Source organism: Aquincola sp. J276 (assembly GCF_024700035.1).
Classification (GTDB): Bacteria; Pseudomonadota; Gammaproteobacteria; order Burkholderiales; family Burkholderiaceae_C; genus Aquincola; species Aquincola tertiaricarbonis.
In genome coordinates this window covers 270,601-293,257 of record NZ_JAJONC010000002.1, presented here as the reverse complement: position 1 = coordinate 293,257, position 22,657 = coordinate 270,601, and the positions used below count along the sequence as shown (strand labels likewise).

Annotated in this window: 19 protein-coding genes; 13 read left to right on the top strand and 6 right to left on the bottom strand. The window is 71.2% G+C overall.

Features of this window, described 5'->3' with window-relative positions:
* Positions 1-24: 24 nt before the first annotated feature.
* Positions 25-1,785, bottom strand: a complete 1,761-nt coding sequence (locus LRS14_RS19180; RefSeq protein ID WP_257800680.1) for a S8 family serine peptidase — start codon at positions 1,783-1,785, stop codon at positions 25-27.
* 208 nt (positions 1,786-1,993) lie between these two features.
* Entirely contained in the window at positions 1,994-2,386 is a 393-nt protein-coding gene (locus LRS14_RS19175; RefSeq protein ID WP_046112150.1) for a RidA family protein, read from the bottom strand.
* A gap of 159 nt (positions 2,387-2,545) precedes the next feature.
* Between LRS14_RS19175 and LRS14_RS19170 the strand changes: the two genes are divergently transcribed.
* The 10 genes from LRS14_RS19170 (at position 2,546) to LRS14_RS19125 (ending at position 15,847) form a co-directional block, all read left to right on the top strand.
* Positions 2,546-4,129, top strand: a complete 1,584-nt coding sequence (locus tag LRS14_RS19170; protein WP_257800679.1) for an ABC transporter substrate-binding protein — start codon at positions 2,546-2,548, stop codon at positions 4,127-4,129.
* A gap of 20 nt (positions 4,130-4,149) precedes the next feature.
* The gene (locus tag LRS14_RS19165) at positions 4,150-5,097 is read left to right on the top strand and encodes an ABC transporter permease (protein WP_257800678.1); all 948 of its coding nucleotides are present in this window, start codon (positions 4,150-4,152) and stop codon (positions 5,095-5,097) included.
* A 75-nt stretch (positions 5,098-5,172) separates the two neighbouring features.
* Entirely contained in the window at positions 5,173-6,012 is an 840-nt protein-coding gene (locus LRS14_RS19160) for an ABC transporter permease (protein WP_257800677.1), read from the top strand.
* Positions 6,012-7,070: an ABC transporter ATP-binding protein gene (locus tag LRS14_RS19155; RefSeq protein WP_257800676.1), complete on the top strand. Its 1,059-nt coding sequence runs from the start codon at positions 6,012-6,014 to the stop codon at positions 7,068-7,070. The genes LRS14_RS19160 and LRS14_RS19155 overlap by 1 nt, the downstream gene beginning before the upstream one ends.
* The gene (locus LRS14_RS19150) at positions 7,067-8,047 is read left to right on the top strand and encodes an ABC transporter ATP-binding protein (RefSeq protein WP_046111984.1); all 981 of its coding nucleotides are present in this window, start codon (positions 7,067-7,069) and stop codon (positions 8,045-8,047) included. Before LRS14_RS19155 ends, LRS14_RS19150 begins: the two co-directional genes overlap by 4 nt.
* Entirely contained in the window at positions 8,044-9,345 is a 1,302-nt protein-coding gene (locus LRS14_RS19145; protein ID WP_257800675.1) for an amino acid deaminase, read from the top strand. Before LRS14_RS19150 ends, LRS14_RS19145 begins: the two co-directional genes overlap by 4 nt.
* Before the next feature lie 16 nt (positions 9,346-9,361).
* On the top strand, positions 9,362-10,261 hold the full coding sequence (locus LRS14_RS19140) for a MurR/RpiR family transcriptional regulator (RefSeq protein WP_046111986.1): 900 nt from the start codon (positions 9,362-9,364) through the stop codon (positions 10,259-10,261).
* Positions 10,251-11,729, top strand: a complete 1,479-nt coding sequence (locus LRS14_RS19135) for an amidohydrolase family protein (RefSeq protein ID WP_257800674.1) — start codon at positions 10,251-10,253, stop codon at positions 11,727-11,729. Before LRS14_RS19140 ends, LRS14_RS19135 begins: the two co-directional genes overlap by 11 nt.
* Before the next feature lie 166 nt (positions 11,730-11,895).
* Complete coding sequence (locus LRS14_RS19130; protein ID WP_257800673.1) at positions 11,896-13,188, top strand: transporter substrate-binding domain-containing protein; 1,293 nt, start codon at positions 11,896-11,898, stop codon at positions 13,186-13,188.
* Positions 13,070-15,847, top strand: coding sequence for an EAL domain-containing protein (locus LRS14_RS19125; RefSeq protein ID WP_310740901.1), 2,778 nt, complete (start codon positions 13,070-13,072; stop codon positions 15,845-15,847). Before LRS14_RS19130 ends, LRS14_RS19125 begins: the two co-directional genes overlap by 119 nt.
* Positions 15,848-15,901: 54 nt before the next feature.
* Here the strand turns inward: LRS14_RS19125 and LRS14_RS19120 are convergent, their stop codons facing one another.
* Positions 15,902-16,864: a tripartite tricarboxylate transporter substrate binding protein gene (locus tag LRS14_RS19120; protein ID WP_257800672.1), complete on the bottom strand. Its 963-nt coding sequence runs from the start codon at positions 16,862-16,864 to the stop codon at positions 15,902-15,904.
* Positions 16,861-17,928, bottom strand: a complete 1,068-nt coding sequence (locus LRS14_RS19115; protein WP_257800671.1) for a tartrate dehydrogenase — start codon at positions 17,926-17,928, stop codon at positions 16,861-16,863. The genes LRS14_RS19120 and LRS14_RS19115 overlap by 4 nt, the downstream gene beginning before the upstream one ends.
* A 175-nt stretch (positions 17,929-18,103) precedes the next feature.
* Between LRS14_RS19115 and LRS14_RS19110 the strand changes: the two genes are divergently transcribed.
* Entirely contained in the window at positions 18,104-19,030 is a 927-nt protein-coding gene (locus LRS14_RS19110; protein ID WP_257800670.1) for a LysR substrate-binding domain-containing protein, read from the top strand.
* A gap of 77 nt (positions 19,031-19,107) precedes the next feature.
* Complete coding sequence (locus LRS14_RS19105) at positions 19,108-20,574, top strand: methyl-accepting chemotaxis protein (RefSeq protein WP_257800669.1); 1,467 nt, start codon at positions 19,108-19,110, stop codon at positions 20,572-20,574.
* A gap of 10 nt (positions 20,575-20,584) precedes the next feature.
* On the opposite strand, the gene LRS14_RS19100 is transcribed toward LRS14_RS19105, so the two are convergent.
* Positions 20,585-21,007: a response regulator gene (locus LRS14_RS19100; RefSeq protein ID WP_257800668.1), complete on the bottom strand. Its 423-nt coding sequence runs from the start codon at positions 21,005-21,007 to the stop codon at positions 20,585-20,587.
* Positions 21,008-21,103: 96 nt separating this feature from the next.
* Here LRS14_RS19100 and LRS14_RS19095 point away from each other — a divergent pair, with 96 nt between their 5' ends.
* Positions 21,104-21,880 carry an SDR family NAD(P)-dependent oxidoreductase gene (locus tag LRS14_RS19095; protein ID WP_046111990.1) on the top strand — a complete coding sequence of 259 codons (777 nt, stop codon included), beginning with the start codon at positions 21,104-21,106 and terminating at the stop codon, positions 21,878-21,880.
* Positions 21,881-21,910: 30 nt separating this feature from the next.
* Here LRS14_RS19095 and LRS14_RS19090 read toward each other — a convergent pair whose 3' ends face one another.
* On the bottom strand, positions 21,911-22,588 hold the full coding sequence (locus tag LRS14_RS19090; protein ID WP_046111991.1) for a Crp/Fnr family transcriptional regulator: 678 nt from the start codon (positions 22,586-22,588) through the stop codon (positions 21,911-21,913).
* Between the last annotated feature and the right edge of the window lie 69 nt (positions 22,589-22,657).

Genomic DNA, 22,657 nt, shown 5'->3' with positions numbered 1-22,657 from the left:
CACCTAGGCGCCCGCTTACATCCGTCAGCGGCGCACCGTCAGGCTGGTGCTGGCGGCATTGCCGGAGGCATCCACCGCATCCACCCGCAGCACATGCGCGCCGGCGGCCACCTTGTTGGTGTTCCAGGCATAGCTCAGGCTGCCGCCGCGCACGGCAGCCACCCGTCGGCCGTCGATGAAGAGCGTCTGCGTCAGCGCCGCGGCGCCGGCATCGTCGGTAGCGCTGGTGGACACGGTGACGTTGCCCTTGACGGTGGCCGACGTGGGCGCCACGAAACGCACCGCAGGCGGCGTGACGTCGGGCGAGGACACCGCGGCGGCATTGGCCACGTTCACCATCACCGGCGCGGCGGCGGCCTGGTTGCCGGCAGCATCGAAGGCCTGCGCCACCAGCGTGGCGCTGCCGTCGGCCACGCCGGTGCTGTCCCAGGTGAAGCCGAAGGGCTGGGCAGCGTCGGAGGCCACCAGCACGCCGTTGGCGCGCAGGTCCACGCGCACCACGCCCACGTTGTCGCTGGCCGAGACATCCACGTTCACCAGGCCCGACACCGTGCCGCCACCGGCCGGCGAGCCGATGGCCACCTGCGGCGGCGTGGTGTCCGCAGCCGGCACAGCCAGCGCCAGCGCGGCACGCACGGCCGCGGCCGCGTCCACCCGGCCGTGGCCGTATTCGGCATCGCGGCCGCTGGCGCCCAGGTCGGCGGCGGTGCTGAACAGCAGGCCCTCGGCCTGCGCCGCGCTCAGCCCCGGCCGGGCGCTGAACAGCAGCGCCGCCACGCCCGCGGCCACCGGGCTGGCGAAGGAGGTACCGGAGACGGCGCCATAGCCGCCGCCACGCCGCGTGGTGTAGATGCCGGCGCCCGGCGCGGCCAGCGACACCACCGGCCCGAAGGACGACCACGAGGCCCGCAGGTCCGCGCCGTCGGTGGCGCCGACGGTCACCAGGGTGGTGGTGGGCGCGGTGGCCAGCTCGACGCCGCTGTTGCCCGCGGCAGCGAACACGAGGCCACCCTTGCTCTTCATGTACTGGCTGGCGTTCTGCACCGTGCTGCTGCCGGACACCATGTAGCTCACGTTGGCCACCCGCACGTTGCGGTCGGCGGCATGCACCAGGCCTTGCGCCACCAGGCTCCAGTAGCCGTTGCCGCTGGCGTCCGAGATGCGGATCGGCATGATGCGGGCCTGCCCGGCCACCCCGGCCACGCCCAGTCCGTTGTCGGTGGCGGCCGCGGCGCTGCCGGCCACGCTGGTGCCGTGGCCGTGCACGTCGGTGGTGTCGGCGGTGTTGTCGTGAAAGTTCCAGCCAGGCACCAGGCGCGGGGCCAGGTCGGGGTGGCTGGCGTCCACGCCGGTGTCCAGGATGGCGATGGTCACGCCCGCGCCCTGCGACAGGTCCCAGGCCGCGGGCGCCTGGATGACCGGCAGGTGCCAGGCCGCACCCAGGTAGGGGTCGTTGGCCACCAGGCTGGGCGGCAGGCGGCGGTCCAGCTCGGCCGACTTGTAGTGCGGATGGCGGCGCAGCTTGTCCACCATCGCCTGTTCGCTGCCCGCGGGCACCTCGATCACCAGCAGGTTGGACCGACCCACCCGCCGGGCGCGGGCATGGTCGGCGCGCAGCTGCGCGGCCACATGGGCATCGCCCAGGCCGGCACGGGCCACGGCCAGGATGCGGCCGGTGGCATGGCCGGCGTCGGCGGCATCGGCCGCATGGGCGGACGGCGCCAGCGCGGCCATGGCGGCCAGCGCGGCCAGGGAAGCGGCGAAGGGGATCTTGCAGGCAGGCACGTGGTCTCCCGGTCGTTGGATGTGACCGGGAAGAACGGACGCGGCCGGCGCGGCTTGAGGCCGCCCTGGTTACAAAGGGAACCGCATGGCCGCTGCTGGCGCGGCCGGCGAGTGGGTGCTAAGGCCTAAGAAGCTCGTGTGCATGGCACCGGACCTGCAACGCAGGGCGGTGCGTGGCGCACGCTGAGCAGCGTTGCAGCCCGCGCCCCTAGGCCGCGACGGGTCGGTAGGCGATGACGTCGATCTCCACCTTCGCATCGACCATCAGCCGCGCCTCGGTGGTGGAACGGGCCGGCTTGCCGTTGGGGAAGTAGCTCATGTAGATGCGGTTGAAGGCACCGAAGTCGCGAGCGTCCTGCAGCCAGCAGGTGCACTTGCAGACATCGTCGAAGGTGGCACCGGCCAGCGCCAGCACGGCCTTCAGGTTTTCCATCACCTGGCGCGTCTGTGCCTCGATGCCGCCGGCCACGATCTCGCCCTCGGCATTGGCGGGCACCTGGCCCGACACGTAGATGAAGTCGCCCGCACGCACCGCGGGGGAGAAGGGCCGCGCCTGGCGGTCGGAAGCGACGGGCGGCAGGCCGAGGTAATCGAGCGGCATCACAAGCTCCGGTGGATTGATGATGAAAGTGTATTTCAGCATCGCGCCGCAAAGCACGGGATTTCCCGGGTACAAAAGCTGCATGCGTCAGCGATAGTTCGATTGAACTGAAAACTTCTTTCACCAACGGGGTGCATCGCCCTGTTCCGGAGTACCCGCATGCACACAGAAGAAGCCTGTTTCGTACCGTCGTCGAGCACTCGCCGGCGCAGCCTGGTGCTGACCCCGCTGGCCTTGGCCGCCGGCCTGGTGCTGACCGCCTTCGGCACCGCCGCGCAGGCCCAGGCGCCGCGCAACCATGCCACCCTGGCGATGGTGGCGGAGCCGCAGACGCTGGACCCGATGGCCTCCACCGCCGACCTGGTGGGCACCATCATGCAGCACGTGTATGAGCCGCTCTACACCTTCGACGCGCAGTGGAAGGTGGTGCCGATGCTGGCCGAGGCGGCGCCAAAGATCACGCCCGACGGCAAGCGCTACAGCATCACCCTGCGCAAGGGCGTGATGCTGCACAGCGGCCGCGAGCTGAATGCGGAGGACGTGGTGGCCAGCCTGCAGCGCTGGATGGAACAGGCGCCGCGCGGCAAGGCGCTGGCCAAGGAAGTGGAGAGCATCCAGGCCAAGGGCGCGCTGGGCATCGAGATCGTGCTCAAGCAGCCCTATGCCCCGCTGCTGGCCCAGCTGGCGCTGCCCAGCGGCATGGCCGCCATCATGGCCAAGGAAAGCATCGCCACTCCGCTGAAGGACTTCGTCGGCACCGGCCCGTACCGCTTCAAGGAGCGCCGGCCCGACCAGTTCGTGCTGCTCACCCGCTTCGACAAGTACAGCCCGCGCAAGGAAGCCGCCAGCGGCTATGGCGGCAAGCGCGAGGCCCTGATCGAGGAGCTGCGCTTCACGCCGGTGCCCAATGCCAACACCCGCGTGGAAGGCGCGCTGGCCGGCCAGTACGACTTCGCCGACCTGCTGCCGGTGGAAGCGCTGACGCGGCTGGAGAAGAGCGGCGGCAAGACGGTGCCCATTCTCACGCCGTCGTTCGGCTTCCCGTACCTGGTGCTCAACACCAAGGAAGGCGTGGCCGCCAACCAGGCGGTGCGCCAGGCGCTGCAGGTGGCCATCGGCCAGGGCGAGATGCTGGCCGCCGGCTTTGGCGACACCCGCTTCTTCATTGCCGAAGGCAACCATTTCCCCAAGGGCTCGCCGTTCTACGCCACCGCCGGCACCGACCAGTACAACCAGCGCAACGCCAAGAAGGCCAAGGAAATGGCCGAGAAGGCCGGCTACAAGGGCGAGCCGGTGCGCGTGCTCACCAGCCGCCAGTACGACTTCCACTACAACATGGCGCTGCTGATGGCCGAGCAGCTCAAGCGCGCCGGCTTCAAGGTGGACATGAACGTGGTGGACTGGGCCACGCTGGTGCAGCGCCGCAACGACGCCAAGCTGTGGGACGTGTACGTGACCCACAGCGGCCAGTTCCCGGAGCCGATGCTGTCGCCGCCGCAGCTGGGGGATGGCGCGCCCGGCTGGTGGAGCAGCCCTGCCAAGCAGGCCGCGCTGGCCGCCTTCAACACCGAGACCGATCCCGCCAAGCGCGGCGCGCTGTGGGCCAAGGTGCAGCAGGTGGTGTACGACGAGGTGCCTTACATCAACGTGGGCAAGTTCAACGGCCTGTCAGCCAAGAGCCCGGCGCTGCAGAACTACCAGCCGGCCACCTGGCCGTTCTTCTGGAACACCTCCATCAAGTAAGCCCACGCGGTCCCACGGCGATGCATCGCTTCATCCTCCACAAGGCACTCGGCATGCTGTCGGTGCTGGCCATCGTCGCGGTGATGGTGTTCGTGCTCACGCGCGCCGCCTCGGGCGACCCGATCTCGGTGCTGCTGGGCGACCAGGCCACCGCGGCCGACATCGCCCGCGTGCAGGCGCAATACGGGCTGGACCGGCCGCTGCCGGTGCAGTTCGTGTACTGGCTGCGCGAGGTGCTGCAGGGCAACCTGGGCGAGTCCATCTTCCTGCAACGGCCGGTGACGCAAGCGCTGTGGGAACGGGCCGAGCCCACCACGCTGCTGTCGCTGATGGCGGTGGCCATCGCCACGCTGATCGGCGTGCCCTGCGGCATCGTCTCGGCGGTGTACCGCGGCCGCGCGGTGGACCAGCTGTTCACCGGCGTGGCCATGCTGGGCGCCAGCGTGCCCAGCTTCTGGCTGGGGCTGGTGCTGATCCAGCTGTTCGCGGTGTCGCTGGGCTGGTTTCCTGTGTCCGGCTACGGCGCGCCCGATGCGCCGCTGGCCGAGCGGCTGCATGCGCTGGTGCTGCCGGCCACGGTGCTGGGGCTGCTGAACTCGGCGCTCATCATCCGCTTCACCCGCGCCTCCATGCTGGACGTGCTGGGCGAGGACTATGTGCGCACCGCGCGCTCCAAGGGCCTGGGCGAGGGCACGGTGGTGCTCAAGCATGCGCTGCGCAATGCGCTGGTGCCCATCGTCACCGTGGTGGGCCTGACCACCGCGCTGATGATCGGCGGCGCCGTGGTCACCGAGACGGTGTTCGGCCTGCCCGGCGTGGGCAACCTGGTGGTCAATGCGGTGCTGCGCCGCGACTATCCCGTCATCCAGGGTGCGCTGCTGGTCATTGCGGCCATCTACGTGCTCATCAACTTCGCGATCGACATGCTGTATGCGGTGGTCGATCCGCGCGTGAAAGTGAATCAATGAAGCCCCCAAGCTCGCATTCGCTCGCTGCCCCCCCGAGGGGCGCTCAGTACCTTCGGGCGGCCGGGCGGTACTGAGATGAAGATGCCTCGTCTGCTGCGACAGCTGATGCACCGCCGCATCGTGATGGTGTCGGCGCTGGTGCTGCTGGTCATCGCGGTGATGGCCGTGGGTGCGCCGCTGTTCGCCTCGGCCGACCCCAACGACACCGCCATCCTCGACCGGCTGAAGGCGCCCAGCGCCCAGCACCTGATGGGCACCGACGAGCTGGGCCGCGACCTGTATGCGCGCATCGTGCATGGCGCGCGCTACTCGCTGACCATTGCCGCGCTCACCGCGCTGGGCTCGGTGATCGCAGGCACCGCGCTGGGCCTGGTGGCCGGCTTCTTCCGCCGGCTGGACGCGCCGCTGATGCGCGTGGTGGACGCGATGATGGCCTTTCCCGACATCCTGCTGGCCATCGCGCTGGTGGCCATCCTCGGGCCCACGCTGGCCAACGTGGTGCTGGCGCTGGTGCTGGTATACACGCCGCGGGTGGCGCGGGTGGTGCGCGCTTCCACCCTGGTGCTGCGCGAGCTGCTGTTCGTGGAAGCGGTGCGGGCGCTGGGTGTGCGCACCTCGCGCATCCTGTGGCGCCACATCCTGCCCAACCTGATGTCGCCGATCCTGGTGCAGGTGTCGTTCATCTTTGCGTACGCCATCCTGGCCGAGGCGGGGCTCAGCTTCCTGGGCGTGGGCGTGCCGCCCGACATCCCCACCTGGGGCACGATGGTGGCAGGCAGCCAGCAGTACGCGCACCAGGCCTTCTGGGTGGTGCTGTTCCCGGGCCTGGCCATCATCTTCACCGCGCTGTCGCTGCAACTGCTGGGCGACGGCATCCGCGACCTGCTCGACCCCAAGCTGAAGAAGGCCGCCTGATGAACCTGTCCACCCCCTCCTCCGCCGCCGCGCCGCGGCTGAGCGTGCGCCACCTGAGCACCGCCTTTCCAACCGAGGAAGGCCTGGTGCGCTCGGTGGCCGACGTCAGCTTCGCCATCCAGCCCGGCAAGACCACCGCGCTGGTGGGCGAATCGGGCTCCGGCAAGTCGGTCACCAGCCTGACGCTGATGCGCCTGCTGCCACGCACCGCCAATGCACAGGTCACCGGCGAAGCCACCTTCATCACCCGCGAAGGCCAGTCGGTGGATCTGCTTCGCATCGACGAGCCCGCGATGCGCCGGCTGCGCGGCAACCAGCTGTCGATGATCTTCCAGGAGCCGATGACCAGCCTGAACCCGGTGTTCACCATCGGCGACCAGATTGCAGAAAGCGTGCGGCTGCACAAGGGCCTGGACCGCCGCGCGGCGCTGGCGCATGCGCTGCGCATGCTCGACCTGGTGGAGATCCCGGCTGCGGCGCAGCGCCTGCACGAGTACCCGCACCAGCTGTCCGGCGGCATGCGCCAACGGGTGATGATCGCGCTGGCCATGGCCTGCGACCCCACGCTGCTGATCGCCGACGAGCCCACCACCGCGCTCGACGTGACCATCCAGGCGCAAATCCTGATGCTGATGCGCCGGCTGCAGGCCGAGACCGGCATGAGCATCCTGTTCATCACCCACAACCTGGGCGTGGTGGCGCACCATGCCGACGACGTGGTGGTGCTGTATGCCGGCCGCGTGGTGGAGCAGGCGCCGGTGCGGCCGCTGTTCGCGCAGCCGCGGCATCCCTACACCCAGGGCCTGCTGGCCTGCCTGCCGGGCAAGGCGCGGGCGCCCGGCCAGCCGCGGCCCAAGCGCCTCTTCGCCATCCGCGGCCAGGTGTCCAGCCCGCTGGCGCCGCCGCCGGGCTGCGCCTTCGAGCCGCGCTGCGACCTGGCCCTGCCGGCCTGCCGCGAGGCGATGCCGCCGTTGATCGACGTGACCGACACCCCCGGGGCACCGCGCCAGGCGCGCTGCATCCGCGTGGAAGGCACTGCCTTGCAGGAGGCGGCATGACTCTTGTGCAGCAACCGCTGATCGAAGTGCGCGGGCTGAAGAAGTACTTCGGCAGCGGCGACCGGCCGGTGCGCGCGGTGGACGACGTCTCCTTCGCCATCTACCCCGGCGAGACGCTGGGCCTGGTGGGCGAATCCGGCTCCGGCAAGAGCACCATCGGCCGCACCGTGCTGCGGCTGCTGGAGCGCACCGCCGGCACGGTGGAGTACCGCGGAGAGGACCTGGGCAGCCTGTCGGCCGAGCGCATGCGCCGGCTGCGGGCCAAGCTGCAGATCATCTTCCAGGACCCCTATGCCAGCCTCAACCCGAAGATGCGCATCAGCGCCATCCTGGCCGAGGCGCTGAGCACCCACGGCCTGGCCCGCACCCGCGCCGAGCGGGATGCACGCATCGCCGAGCTGCTCACCACCGTGGGCCTGCGGCCCGAGCATGCCGACCGCTTTCCGCACGAGTTCTCCGGCGGCCAGCGGCAGCGCATCGGCGTGGCCCGTGCGCTGGCGGTGGAGCCGGAATTCATCGTGGCCGACGAGCCGCTGTCGGCGCTGGACGTATCGATCCAGTCGCAGGTGATCAACCTGCTGGCCGACCTGCGCGAGCGCTTCCAGCTCACCATGCTGTTCATCTCTCACGACCTCGACGTGGTCGAATACCTCTGCGACCGGGTGGTGGTGCTGTACCTGGGCAAGGTGATGGAGGTGGCCACCACCGAGGCCTTGTTCGAGAGGCCGCTGCATCCGTATACCCAGGCGCTGCTGGCCGCCAGCCCGAAGCCCGACCCCCTGCTGCCGACGACGCACGTCGCGCTCCAGGGCGACATCCCCAGCCCCATTGCGCCGCCTTCGGGCTGCGTGTTCCGCACCCGCTGCCCGCATGCCATCGACGCCTGCGCCCAGCAGGTGCCGCCGCTGGCCGAGGTGTCGCCCGGACGCTGGCGTGCCTGCATCCGCACCGAACTCATGGAACCTGCCGACGCATGACGACGCCTCTCTTCTCCTCCCTGCTCGACCCGATGCTGGACGCGGGCTTCAAGGGCTATCCGCACACCGCCGCGCCCCGCCGCGCCAGCGAAGTGGCCCAGGCCGGCTGGAACGTGCTGGCCGGCGACCTGCCACTGCCCATCGCCCTGATCCAGCGCGAGGCGCTGGAACACAACGTCGGCTGGATGCAGCGGCAGGTGCGCGGCTGGGGCATCGACCTGGCGCCGCACGGCAAGACGACGATGTCGCCGCAGCTGTTCCAGCGGCAGATCGAGGCCGGCGCCTGGGGCATCACCTTCGCCACCGTCAAGCAGCTGGCCCTCGGCGTGGCCGCCGGCGTGCAGCGGGCGCTGATCGCCAACCAGGTGTTCGGCGACGACGACCTGGCCGGCATCCAGGCGCTGCTGGAGGCGCAGCGCGGGCTGCGGGTCGCCTTCCTTGTCGATTCCGTGGCGCAGCTGGACTTGATCGAGCAATGGTCTGACGCGCATGCGGGCTGCCAGCCCTTCGAGGTGCTGATCGAGATCGGCGTGCCGGGCGGCCGCAGCGGCTGCCGCACGCACGAGGAAGCAGTGGCGCTGGCCGCGCGGCTGCATGCCAGCGCCGCGGTGAAGCTGGTGGGCATCGAGTGCTACGAAGGCCTGGGCGCGCAGGGCCGCAGCGAGGCCGACGTGCCCTATGCCCAGGCGCTGATGGCGCGGGTGCAGGCCATCGCGCTGCACTGCGACGCGGCCGGCTGGTTCGAAGCCGACGAGGTGCTGCTGACCGCCGGCGGCTCCGCCATCTTCGACCTGGTGGCGCCGATGCTGCGCCCCGCACTGGCCAAGCCGGTGCGTGGGCTGCTGCGCTCGGGCTGCTACGTCACGCACGACCACGGCTTCTACAAGCGCATGGTGAGCGTGGTGAACCAGCGCTGCGGCTGCGCCGACGGCGAAGGCCTGCGCCCCGCGATGGAGGTCTGGGCCGCGGTGCAGTCGCGGCCCGAGCCCGGCCTGGCCATCGTGGCGGTGGGCAAGCGCGACATCTCCTTCGACCTCGACCTGCCCGTCCCCTTCGCCCGCGCGCCGCGCGGCAGCCTGCAGCCGCAGCCGGTGCCGGCGGGCTGGAAGATCACCGGCCTGAACGACCAGCATGCCTACCTGCGCTGGGACGCCGCCGACGAAGCCGGAGCGCCCCAGGTGGGCGAGCGCATCGGCCTGGGCATCTCCCATCCCTGCACCACCTTCGACAAGTGGCACTGGATGCCGGTGGTGGAGCGCGACTACACCGTGTCGGGCGCCGTCTCGATGCACTTCTGACCATGCCCTTCCCACGATGAACACCGGCCTGCTCCACAAGGTGGCGGAGATCCGCGACAAGGCGCCGGCCACGCGCCGGGCCATCCTCGACATGATCCTGGAGGACCCCGACCGGGTGCTGCAGGAAAGCTTCGAGATGCTGGCCGAACGATCGGCCAGCTCGGTGCCCACCATCATGCGCACCTGCCGCGACCTGGGCTTCGCCGGCCTGCGTGAATTCAAGCTGGCCCTGGCCCAGGAGCTGGCGGTGGGCGGCTCGCCGCTGCACCGCCGCGTCAACATCGAGGACACCGCCGACGAGGTGGTGGCCAAGGTGGCGCGCAGTGCCGCCGCCTCGGTGGCCGGCGTGCGGGCGCAGCTCGACATGCAGGTGCTGATGGCCGCGGTGGACGCCATCGCCACCGCGCCGCACATCGACGTCTACGGCGCGGGCAACACCTCGTGGTTCATGGCCACCGACCTGCAGGCCCGGCTGTTCCGCCTGGGCCTGTCGGCCAACGCCTGGTCCGACTACCACCTGCAGCAGGTGGCCGCCGCCGCGCACCGGCCGGGCGGCGTGATCATCGCCATCTCGCACGTGGGCGGCATGCCGTCGCTGCTGGACACGGTGGACATCGCCCGCGCCCAGGGCGCCAAGGCGGTGTGCATCACCCGGCCCGGCACGCCGCTGGCCGAGCGGGCCGACTGGCTGCTGGCGCTGTCGGTGCCCGACGATGCGGTGATGCATGTGGGCATCGATGCCTACCTGACGCACCTGACCCTGATCGAGATCCTGACGGTGCTGGTGGCCCAGCGCGTGGGCGAGCCCGCGGTGCAGCGGCTGCGCGGCGTGCGCGAAGCACTGCAGCGCCACGGCGTGGACCTGCGCACGCATCCGCTGCAGAGCTGGGATGGTGGAGCCGCCGATGCACGCTGACACGCCCGCCACGCTGCTGCAGGCCGGCCTGGTCGTGGACGGCAGCGGCCACCCCGCCTGGACCGGCGACGTGCTGCTGCACGGCGACCGCATCGACCGCATCGGCGAAGGCCTGCTGCAGCGCCTGCCCGACGGCCTGGCGCCGCAGGACGTGACGGTGGTCGACTGCCGTGGGCAGGTCATCGCACCCGGCTTCATCGATGCGCACACCCACGACGACGCCATCGTGCTGCGCCAGCCGGAATACCTGCCCAAGCTGTCACAAGGCATCACCACGGTGGTGACGGGCAACTGCGGCATCTCCTTGGCGCCGTACCGCACCGGCCAGGCGCTGCCGCCGCTCACGCTGCTGGGTGCGGATTCCTTCCGCCACGCCACCATGGCCGAGTACCAGGCCGCGGTGGCGGCCGCCGAGCCGGCGCTGAACGTGGCCGCGCTGGTGGGCCACACCACGCTGCGCTTTGCCGCGATGCAGGACCTGGCCCGCGCCGCCACGACCGACGAGCAGGCCCGCATGGCCGCGCTGCTGGACGAGGCGATGGCCCAGGGCGCGCACGGCCTGTCCTCCGGCCTGTTCTACGAGGAAGCCTTCGCCGCGCCGGCCGCCGAGGTGACCGCGCTGGCCCGGGTGGTGGCCCGCCACGGCGGCGTGTACGCCACCCACCTGCGCAGCGAGATGGCCACCATCCTCGAGGCGATGATGGAAGCCGCCGACAGCGCCTTCGAGGCCGGCGTGCCGCTGGTGCTGTCGCACCACAAGTGCGCCGGGCCGCAGAACTGGGGCCGCACCCGCGAGACGCTGCCGCTGGTCGATACCCTGGCCTTGCGCCAGCCGGTGGCAATGGACGTCTACCCCTACGTGGCCGGCTCCACCGTGCTGCGCGAAGACCTGGTGGACGGCGTGATCGACGTGATGCTCACCTGGAGCGACCCGCACCCCGAGCTGGGCGGCCGGCTGCTGTCGGACATCGCGGCCGAATGGGGCGTGAGCCAGCAGGCCGCCTGCCGCCGGCTGCAGCCCGGCGGCGCCTGCTACTTCCAGATGGACGAGGCCGACGTGGAACGGGTGATCGCCCACCCGCGCAGCATGATCGGCAGCGACGGCCTGCCACACGACCGCCATCCGCATCCGCGGCTGTGGGGCGCCTTCCCACGGGTGCTGGCGCGCTACTGGCGCGAACGCCAGCTGTTCACGCTGGAACAGGCGGTGCACAAGATGACCGGCCTGACCGCGCGCAACTTCCGCATCGAGGACCGCGGCCTGCTGCGCCCCGGCCTGCAGGCCGACGTGGTGGTGTTCGATCCGCAGCGCGTGGCCGACACCGCCACCTACGACCAGCCGATCAGCGTCAGCCAGGGCATCGGCCGGGTCTACGTCAACGGCGTGCTGGCCTATGCCGAGCCCGCCGAAGGCGCGCAGCCCCGGGTGCTGGCCCGCGCCGGCCGCATGCTGCGGCGCGGCGGGTGAAGACGCCGGCCGGCGGCCGCCACCCGCCGCCGCCGGGGCACCGCGCCCGCGTGCACCATTGCGCGGCGCCGCGGTGCACGCCGCAGCCCGCTGCGTTCGCCACTCCAGAACGGCGCGCTCCGGCCGATAGGCACCTTGTTGCAAGTTGCAGTCGGACGGAACCCCCATGAAGTACCTGTGGAAGTGGTTGGCCCCGGCGCTGGTCCCGCTGCTGGCGGCCGCGCTGAGCGGCACCGCCCTGCCATCGCGCGCGGCCGACCTGGCCGAGATCCAGGCGCGGGGAGAGCTGCGCCACCTCGGCATCCGCTACGCCAACTTCGTCACCGGCGACGGCGACGGCTTCGACGTGGAGCTGGTGCGCGGCTTCGCCCGCCACATCGGCGTGCAGTACCGGCTGGTCTACACCGATTTCTACAGCGTGCTGCGCGACCTGCTGGGCCAGGACGTGGCCCGCCAGGGCCAGCGCGTGGTGCTCAGCGGCCGCCATCCGGTGCGCGGCGACATGATTGCCGCCGGCTTCACCGTGCTGCCCTGGCGGGAGCAGGTGGTGGCCTATTCGGCGCCCACCTTCCCTTCGCAGGTGCTGCTGGTGGCGCGCGCCGATTCGCCGCTGCGGCCGATCGCCGGCAGCCCGTCGCTGGCCGACGACATCCGCCAGACCAAGGCCCTGATCGGCCGCCGCAGCCTGCTGGTGATGGAACGCACCTGCGTCGATCCCGCCAACTACGGCCTGAAGGACGTGGGCCTGGACCTGCGGGCCTACACCAAGAGCACCAACCTGAACGAGATGGTGCCGGCGCTGCTCAACGGCGAGGCCGAGCTCACGCTGCTGGACGTGCCCGACGCCATCCTCGACCTGCAGAAGTGGGCCGGCCAGATCAAGGTGCTGGGCCCCATCTCGGAGGAACAGGTGCTGGCCGCCGCCTTCCCCAAGGACGCGCCGGCCCTGCGGCAGGCCTTCGACGACTACCTGCGCGGCCTGCGCGCCGACGGCAGCTACGACCGCCTGGTGGACAAGTACTACCGCGGCATCCGCCGCTACTTCCCCCGCCTTCTTCGCCACCCCGCGCTGACCGCCTCACCCGCCGATGTTGTCCCGCCTCGTCAGGCACTGGCCGGTGCTGGTCGCGCTGCTGTTGTGCGCCTATGCGGCCGCGCTGCTGCACAACGCCTTCCACGCCCAGGCCCAGCTGCGGCTGGCCGCCGATGCCCGCGTGGCCGCGGACAACCGCCGCGTGGCCCTGGTGCTGGCCGACCTGCTGGCCGAGCGCCGCCGCGCCGCCGAGGACCTGGCCGCCCTGCCCGAGATACGCAGCTACCTGGCCAACAAGGCGCTGGGCATGTCGGGCCGCTATGGCCTGAATGCCAACATCGGCGCCATCGAGGCGGCCTTCGACGCCGACCGTGCCCGCCACGCCACGCCCGGCGCACCGGCCACGCTGGCCATCGCCCTGCATGACGAGCAGGGCGAGCTGGTGGCCCGCTCGGCCGTGCCCGCGCTGCAGGACGAGGTGCACCACCTGCCGCCAGCCACAGCGCAGGCGCCGCAGATCCGCATCGACCACGCGGCCGGCCGGCTGGTGACCACGGTGACGGTGCCCTACAAGGAGGGCCATGCCGGCATGCTGGTGACGGTGGTGGAGCTGTCCACGCTGGCGCGCAAGCTGGTGTCCTCCCCCGCCTACCGGGAGCTGCTGCTGCACGGCGACGATGCGCAGCCGCTGCTGGGCACCGCCGACGGCCTGGAGCCCGCGCTGCTGGCCCGGCTGGCGCGCCTGCCGGCCGGCCAGCTCACCGCGCTGGATGCACGCCTGCTGGCCATCCGCAGCCCGCTGCCGGAAGCCGGGCTGTGCGTGGTCTCGCTGGTGGCGGCCGAGGAGGTCTACCACGACCTCACCTCCCGCACGCTGCTGTATGCGGCCGGCGTGGTGCCGGTGGCGCTGCTGCTGGGCGCACTGCTGTACGTGCGCATGCGCAACCGCACCGAGCGGCTGCAGATCGCGCTGGAAGGCGGCGGCGAATGCGTGTGGGAATGGGATGTGCAGCGCGGCCGCTGGGGCTATTCGGAGCGCTGGCTGAAGATGCTGGGCATGGGCGCCGGCCAGGCCGGCACCACCACCCAGGCCTGGGAGCAGCGACTGCATCCCGAGGACCGCGCGGCCGCGCTGAAGGCGCTGCACGACCACCTGGACGGCCAGCTGCCCACCTACGATTCCGAGCACCGGGTGCTGGACGGTGCCGGCCACTGGCGCTGGGTGCGCGACAGCGGCATGGTGGCCCGGCGCGATTCGCGCGGCCAGGCGCTGGCGATGATCGGCAGCAGCAGCGACATCGATGCCCGCAAGCGCATCGAGGCCAGCCTGCAGGCCAGCGAGCAGCGCTTCCGCACCATCTACGACGGCATCGGCGAGGCGCTGTTCATCGTCGACATCAACAGCCTGCAGGTCATTGACGGCAACCAGCGCACGGTGGAGATGTTCGGCCACGACCTGCCCGCGCTGCGCTGCCTGCCGCTGTCGGGCCTGAGCGCCGGCACGCCGCCGCACGACGCCCTGGCCCTGGCGCGGCGCAGCGCGCAGGCCGCCGAGGGCCTGCCGCAGGTGTTCGAATGGCGGGCCCGCGCCGCCAACGGCCGCGAGTTCTGGGTGGACATGAGCATGCGCCGGGCGCAGCTGGGCGAATGCGAGGACCGGCTGCTGGTGCTGGTGCGCGACATCTCCGACCGCAAGCAGTCGGAGGAGACCATCTGGCGCCAGGCGAACTTCGACGGCCTGACCGGGCTGCCCAACCGCCGCATGTTCCATGCGCGGCTGGAGTCGGAGATCCACCGCTCGCGCCGCAGCGGGCTGCCGCTGGCGGTGCTGTTCCTGGACCTGGACCGCTTCAAGGAGATCAACGACACGCTGGGCCACCACATCGGCGACGTGCTGCTGCTGGAAGCGGCGCGGCGCATCGGCCGCTGCGTGCGCCAGTGCGACGTGGTGGCGCGCTTTGGCGGCGACGAGTTCACCGTGGTGCTGCCCGACCTGCCCCAGGCGGCCGACGCCGACCGCGTGGTGCAGGACATCCTGGCCGCGCTGAACGAACCCTTCCGCCTGGAAGGCGAGCTTGTCTATACATCCGGCAGCGTGGGCATCGCGGTGCACCCGGCGGATGCGGCCGATGCCGACACCCTGCTCAAGCATGCCGACCAGGCGATGTATGCCGCCAAGGCCGCCGGCCGCAACCGCGCGGTGCGCTTCGTGCCGGCCATGGTGAGCGCGTCGCACTCCAAGCTGCGCCTGACCAGCGAGCTGCGCGCGGCCATCGGCAGCCCGCAGTTCCGGCTGGTGTACCAGCCCATCGTGGACCTGGCCAGCGGCCGGCTGCTCAAGGCCGAGGCGCTGCTGCGCTGGCAGCATCCGCAGCACGGGCCGATGAGCCCGGCCGATTTCATCCCGGTGGCCGAGGACACCGGCCTCATCGTGGCCCTGGGCGACTGGGTGTTCCGCGAGGCGGCACGGCAGGTGCTGGCCTGGCGGGAGGCCACCGGCCTGCCGCTGTCGGTGAGCGTGAACGTGTCGCCGGTGCAGTTCCGCGCCTGCGACCAGCTGCACCTGCAATGGACCCGCTACCTGCAGGAGATCGGCCTGCCCGGCGCGGCGATCACGCTGGAGATCACCGAGAGCCTGCTGCTGGAAGGCCATGCCGGCGTGGCCGCGCAGCTGGCCGCCTTCCGCGAGGCCGGCGTGCGGGTGGCCATCGACGACTTCGGCACCGGCTACTCGTCGCTGTCGTACCTGAAGAAGTTCCCGATCGACGGGCTGAAGATCGACCAGTCCTTCGTGCGCAACCTGGCGCCGCAGTCCGAGGACATGACGCTGTGCGAGGCCATCATCGCGCTGGCGCACAAGCTGCAGCTGGGCGTCACCGCCGAGGGCGTGGAAACCGCGCTGCAGCAGCGCCTGCTGGCGGATGCCGGCTGCGACGAGGCGCAGGGCTACTGGCTCTCACGCCCGCTGGAGGCGGCCGACTTCGGCGCGCTGCTGCTGCGCGGCCACAGCGGCTGCGCAAACAGCGGCATCGGCGCCGACGAAGGCTCGGCCGGCACCGGTGCCGGCATGCCGACGCTGAAGTAGACCGCCGGGGGCAGCCCGCCGGCCGGCGTGGCCGGCGGCGGCGAGCCGCGGCCCTCAGTCGATGGACACCTTGGCGTTCTTCACCAGCCGGGCGTACTTGTCGGTGTCGTCCTTGATCTGGCGCGCCATCTGCTCGGGCGTGTTGCCGATGGGCTCGGCGCCGATCTCCTGCATGCGCTGGCGGAACTCTGGCGACTGGATCACCTTCACCATCTCCGTGCTCAGCCGCGCCACCACGTCCTTGGGCGTGGCCGCGGGCGCCAGCACGCCGAACCAGGTGCCGAGGTCGAAGCCCTTCATGCCGGCCTCGTCCATGGTGGGCACGTCGGGCAGCGCGGAGCTGCGCTTGGCCGTGGTCACCGCCAGCGCCTTGAGCTTGCCGGCCTTGATGTGCGGCAGCACCGGCGTCACCGTGTCGAACGACATCTGCACCTGGCCGCCGATGAGGTCGGTGGTCAGCGGGCCGCTGCCCTTGTAGGGGATGTGCAGCAGCGGGATGCCGTTCAGCTCCGCGAACTGCGTGCCGATCAGGTGCTGCGCGGTGCCGTTGCCGTTGGAGCCATAGGTGAACGGGTTGGGCGCGGCCTTGGCCAGCGCCACCAGCGACTTCAAATCGGTGGCCGGCGTGGTGGCGCCGACCACCAGCACATTGGGCACCAGGGCCACGGTGGTGACGGGTGCCAGGTCCTTCTGGAAGTCGTACGGCAGCTTCTTGTAGACGCTGGTGGCGATGGTGTGGTGCACCGCGCCCATCAGCAGCGTGTAGCCGTCGGGCCTGGCCTTGGCCACGTAGTCGGCGCCCAGCGTGGCACCGGCGCCGGGCTTGCTCTCGACGATGACCGTCTGGCCCAGCGACTGCTGCAGCTTGTCGGCCAGCGCGCGGGCCAGCACGTCGGTGGTGCCGCCGGCCGGGAACGGCACGACGAGGGTCACCGGCTTGCTGGGCCAGGCCTGGGCCATGGCCGCGGGCGCCGCAGCCAGGGCGGCGGCGGCGACCAGGAAGGCGGCGCGCTTCATGCCAGCACCGCCTGGCACACGGCCTCGGTCACCTGCGCGGTGGTGGCGCTGCCGCCCAGGTCGCGGGTGTGCAGGCGCTTGTCCGCGGTCACCTGCTCGATGGCGGCCATCACGCGACGGGCAGCCTCCTGCTCGCCCAGGTGCTCCAGCAGCATCACCACCGACCAGAAGGTGCCCACCGGATTGGCCAGGCCCTGGCCCATGATGTCGAAGGCCGAGCCGTGGATGGGCTCGAACATCGACGGGAAGCGCCGCTCGGGGTCGATGTTGCCGGTGGGCGCGATGCCCAGGCTGCCGGCCAGCGCGGCGGCCAGGTCGCTCAGGATGTCGGCATGCAGGTTGGTGGCGACGATGGTATCCAGCGACGCCGGCCGGTTGATCATGCGGGCGGTGGAGGCGTCCACCAGTTCCTTGTCCCAGGTGACGTCCGGGAACTCCTTCGACACCTGCAGCGCGATCTCGTCCCACATCACCATCGCATGGCGCTGCGCGTTGCTCTTGGTGATGACGGTGAGCAGCTTGCGCGGCCGCGACCGCGCCAGCTGGAAGGCGAAGCGCATGATGCGTTCGACCCCGGCGCGGGTCATCATCGACACGTCGGTGGCCGCCTCGATCGGATGACCCTGGTGCACCCGGCCGCCCACGCCGGCGTACTCGCCTTCGGAGTTCTCGCGCACGATGACCCAGTTCAGGTCCTCGGGGCCGCCGCGCTTGAGCGGGCCGTCGATGCCCGGCAGGATGCGGGTGGGCCGCACGTTGGCGTACTGGTCGAAGCCCTGGCAGATCTTCAGCCGCAGGCCCCACAGCGTGACGTGGTCGGGGATGTGCGGATCGCCGGCGGAGCCGAACAGGATGGCGTCCTTGTCGCGCAGCGCGTCCAGTCCGTCGGCCGGCATCATCTCGCCGTGCGCGCGATACCAGTCGCCGCCCCAGCCAAAGTTCTCGAACTCGAAGCGGAACGCGCTGCCCGACCGGGCCAGCGCTTCCAGCACCTGCTGGCCGGCGGGCACCACTTCCTTGCCGATGCCGTCACCGGGGATGGTGGCGATGCGGTATGTCTTCATCATGTGTCTCCAGGAATGCTGGATTCACTGTAGGTTCGGCCTGCGGTGCCCGCGCGCTGCGCCGGTTAATCCGTCGTTCACCTGAAGTTAACGATCCCCGGGGATTTCCCGCGATTGCATGCAGGCCGCCGCCGGCGCGCTACCGTGCCTGCAGCGTTCAACCAGGGACCACGCCATGGCCTCCGTCATCCTTCCGGCCGACCTCGGCTTCTTCTCCACGCTGGCGATGTCCGGCAGCCTGAGTGCCGCCGCGCGGGAGCTGGGCATCAGCACGCCGGCGGTCAGCAAGCACCTGGCGCTGATGGAAAGCCGCATCGGCGTGGCGCTGGTCAACCGCACCACGCGCCGCATGAGCCTGACGCCCGAGGGCGAGCTCTACCTGGAACATGCGCGGCGCATCCTCGGCGAGATCGACGGCCTGCAGGAGCTGCTGGGCGTGGCCAGCTCCACGCCCAAGGGGCTGCTGCGCATCAATGCCACGCTGGGCTTCGGCCGCACGCATGTGTCGCCGCTGATCAGCAAGTTCGTGCGCCGCCATCCCGGCGTGGAAGTGCAGCTGCAGCTGTCGGTCAACCCGCCGCCGCTCACCGACGATGCCTACGACGTCTGCATCCGCTTCGGCGAGCCGCCCGATTCGCGCGTGGTGTCGCGCCGCATCGCGCGCAACCGGCGCGTGCTGTGCGCCTCGCCGGCCTACCTGGCCCGGCACGGCACGCCCAAGGTGCCGCACGACCTGGTCAGGCACAACTGCATCGGCATCCGCCAGGGCGAGGAAGCCTATGGCGTGTGGCGGCTGACCAGCGGCCGCGGCCGCCATGCGGTGACCGAAGCGGTGAAGACCCGCGGCAACCTGGCCACCAACGATGGCGAGATCGCGGTCAACTGGGCGCTCGAGGGCCTGGGCATCGTGATGCGCGCCGAATGGGACATCGGCCGCCACCTGCGCAGCGGCCGCCTGGTGCAGGTGCTGCCCCACCATGCCACGCCCGATGCCGACATCTACGCCGTCTACCCCCAGCGCCACCAGCTGGCCGCCCGGGTGCGGGCCTTCGTGGACTTCATGGCGCAGTCGTTCAGCCAGCAGGCCACGGCGCGCGCCTGAGCCGGTGGCCGTGCAGGCTGCAGCCGGCGGAGTCCCGTACCCGCATCCTCGTCCTCTGCAGCGCCGCCTTGTGCGGCATGCTCGTCCTCGGCGGGCTGTCGCTGGCCAGCCTGAGGCACACGATGCTCAGCGAACGGGGCAACCAGCTCACCACGCTGGTGGTGCTGGCCCGTTCCACGCTGGAGGAACTGCATGAGCAGGAGAAGGCCGGCAAGCTCACCCGCGAATCGGCGCAGCAGCAGGCCAAGCGCGTGCTGGGCAGCCTGCGCAAGGACGAGCGCTACTACTTCGTGCGCGGCTACCACGACGACGTGACCCTGGTGCATCCCAACCCCAAGCGCGTGGGCATCGTCGACCCCAAGGGCGGCCGCGAGGCCGGCGAGCGCTACCGCGCCGCGATGCAGGGCAAGGAAGTGGGACTGCTGGTGGCCCCCGGCACCCGCCCGGGCGTGGAAGGCAAGGTCGACAAGATGTATGCCGTGCTGCACTTCCAGCCCTGGGACTGGACAGTGGGCTTCGGCGACTACATCGACGACGTGGAGACCGCCTTCTGGCGCGAAGCCGCGCTGCTGGTGGGCGTGGGCGGTGCGCTGATGGCGGTGGTGGGTGGCCTGGGCTGGACGATCTCGCGCCGCATCTACCGCGAGCTGGGCGGCGAGCCCGACTATGCGCTGCAGATCGTGCGCCGCATCGGCGCGGGCGACCTGTCCGTCCACGTGGACCTGAAGCCCGGCGACGTCCACAGCCTGCTGGCGGCCATGCAGCAGATGCAGCAGGGCCTGGCCAGCACGGTGGGCAGCATCCGCAGCAGCACCGACACCATTGCCACCGCCTCGGGCGAGATCGCCGCCGGCAACCTGGACCTGTCGGCCCGCACGGAAGCCCAGGCCAGCGCGCTGGAGCAGACGGCCGCCTCCATGGAGCAGCTGACCGCCACCGTCAAGCACAACGCCGACAACGCCCGCCAGGCCAACGAGCTGGCGCTGTCGGCCTCGCAGGTCGCCAGCCGCGGCGGCGCGGTGGTGGGCCAGGTGGTGCAGACGATGTCGTCGATCAGCGCCTCCTCGCGCAAGATCGCCGACATCATCGGCGTCATCGACGGCATCGCCTTCCAGACCAACATCCTGGCGCTGAATGCCGCTGTCGAAGCCGCCCGCGCCGGCGAGCAGGGCCGCGGCTTCGCGGTGGTGGCCTCCGAGGTGCGCGGCCTGGCCCAGCGCTCGGCCCAGGCCGCGCGCGAGATCAAGGGCCTGATCGGCAGCTCGGTGGACATGGTGGAAGCCGGCACCAGGCTGGTGGACGAGGCCGGCGCCACGATGCAGGAGGTGGTGGGCAGCGTTCAGCGCGTGACCTCGGTGGTGGCCGAGATCACCACCGCCACCCGGGAGCAGACCGCCGGCATCGAGCAGATCAACCAGGCCATCGCCCAGATGGACCAGACGACCCAGCAGAACGCCGCGCTGGTGGAGCAGGCCTCGGCGGCCGCGATGTCGCTCAGCCAGGAAACCAGGAACCTGGTGAAGGCCGTCGGCACCTTCGCCTGACGGCGCGGCTTCAGCCGCCTCGCATCTGCACCACCGGTGCCCGCGGGCGCCGGCTGTGCACCACCTGCAGCACCTCCTGCAGTGCATCGGGGCACATCGGCTTGGTGAGGAAGAGGTCGAAGCCACGCTGCAGGCACAGGCCTTCGGTGCGGCCGTCGGCGCGGCCGGTCAGGCACACCATCACCGGCCGGTGGCGCAGCGCCAGCACGTCGCGGATGCCGTTCATCACCGCGCAACCGTCCTCGGTGCCCAGCGCCAGGTCCACGATCACCAGCTCGGGCAGCACGTCCATCGCGGCCTGGATCGCCGAGCGGGCGTCATGCCGCGCGGTGGCGGTGCAGCCCAGCTCCTGCAGCAGCTGCGCCAGGCTGTCCGCGCAGTCCACGTCGTCGTCCACCACCAGCACCCGTGGCGTTGCCCGTTTCGTCGTCATGCGGCCCTCCTGCTGCACCAGTGCGCTGCAGCAATCCCCGTGCCGCCTCGCCCCGCTTAGACTGGCCCGCCGAAGGACAGGCACAGGAGGCAAGCCATGGGCGAACGCAAGGTGGCCGTGATCACCGGCGGCGGCACCGGCATCGGCGCGGCCACGGCCATGCTGCTGGCCGGCAAGGGTTACCAGCTGCTGGTCAACTATTCGCGCAGTGCCGAGGAGGCCGAGCGCACCGCCGCCGACTGCCGCGCCGCCGGCGCCGATGCGCTGGCGATGCAGGGCGACGTGGCCGAGGATGCCGACTGCCGCGCGCTGGCGCAGGCCGCGCTGCAGCGCTGGGGCCGCATCGACGCACTGGTGAACAACGCCGGCATGTCGGTCTTCGGTGCCGCGGCGCAATGGGAAGCGCTGGATGCAGCGGTGTTCCAGCAGATCCTGGCGGTCAACACCATCGGCAGCTTCCAGATGGTGCGGGCCTGCGCCGAGGCGCTGCGCCAGGCGCAGGGCTGCATCGTCAACGTGTCGTCGGTGGCGGGCGCACTCGGCGTGGGCTCGTCGGTGCCGTACATCGCCTCCAAGGGCGCGATCAATGCGATGACGCTGCACCTGGCACGCGAGATGGCCCCGGCGGTGCGGGTGAATGCGGTGTGCCCAGGCATGGTCACCTCGCGCTGGTTCGTGCAGGGCGTGGGGCAGCAGGGCTTCGAGGCCGGCCTGGCCAGCTACCAGGCGGGCGTGCCGCTGGCGCGGGCCTGCACGCCGGAAGACGTGGCGGAGGCCATCGTGTGGCTGGTGGACGGTGCACGCACCGTCACCGGCGAGCTGCTGATGCTCGACAGCGGCATGCACCTGGCGGGCCTGCGGCCGCCACGGTAGGCGCCGGGCGGCCGGGGGCCGGGCGGCGGGTCAGCGCGCGGCGGCGGGCTCGGGCTGCTCGAACAGCTGGGTGGCGCCGTCCTCGCGGGTGCGGATGAAGCCGTCGGCCTCCAGCTGGCACATCACGCGGCTGACCATCTCGCGGGAAGCCCCCACCAGCTTGGCCAGGTCCTGGCGGCACACGCGGGCGCGGATCAGCTGCGCGCCGTCCACCGTCACCGCCAGCGCCTTCAGCTTCTCGATCACGCGGCCGCGCACGTCCAGCAGCGCCAGCGACTGGATGCCGTTGTCGGCTGCGCGCAGCCGGCTCACCAGGCCCCGCATCACCGCATGGGCCAGCGTGTCCTGCGCCGGCAGCAGGCCGGCCAGGTCGCTGCGGCGGATCACCAGCACGTCGGCCTTGGTGTCGGCCCGCACCGAGGCGGAATGGATGCCGTCGTCCAGCAGGCTCATCTCGCCCACGTGGTCGCCGGCGCCCAGCAGGGCCAGCGTCACCTCGCGGCCGGCATCGTCGCTGCGGATCACGCGGGCGCGGCCGTTGAGGAAGATCACCAGCGCGGCCGAGCGGGCGCCCTGCTTCAGGATCAGCTCGTTGCGCGACACGCGCCGCTTGACGACCGATTGCGCGATGACCCGTGCGGCCTCGTCGCTCAGGCCGGAGAACAGCGGCACGCGCCGCAGCAGATCGACTTCACTCAGGATGGCCATCGGAACAACTCCATGTCAGTCAGCAGACTCGGCTTGTCTTCGGCCCCGCGGCGGCCGACTTGAATGCAG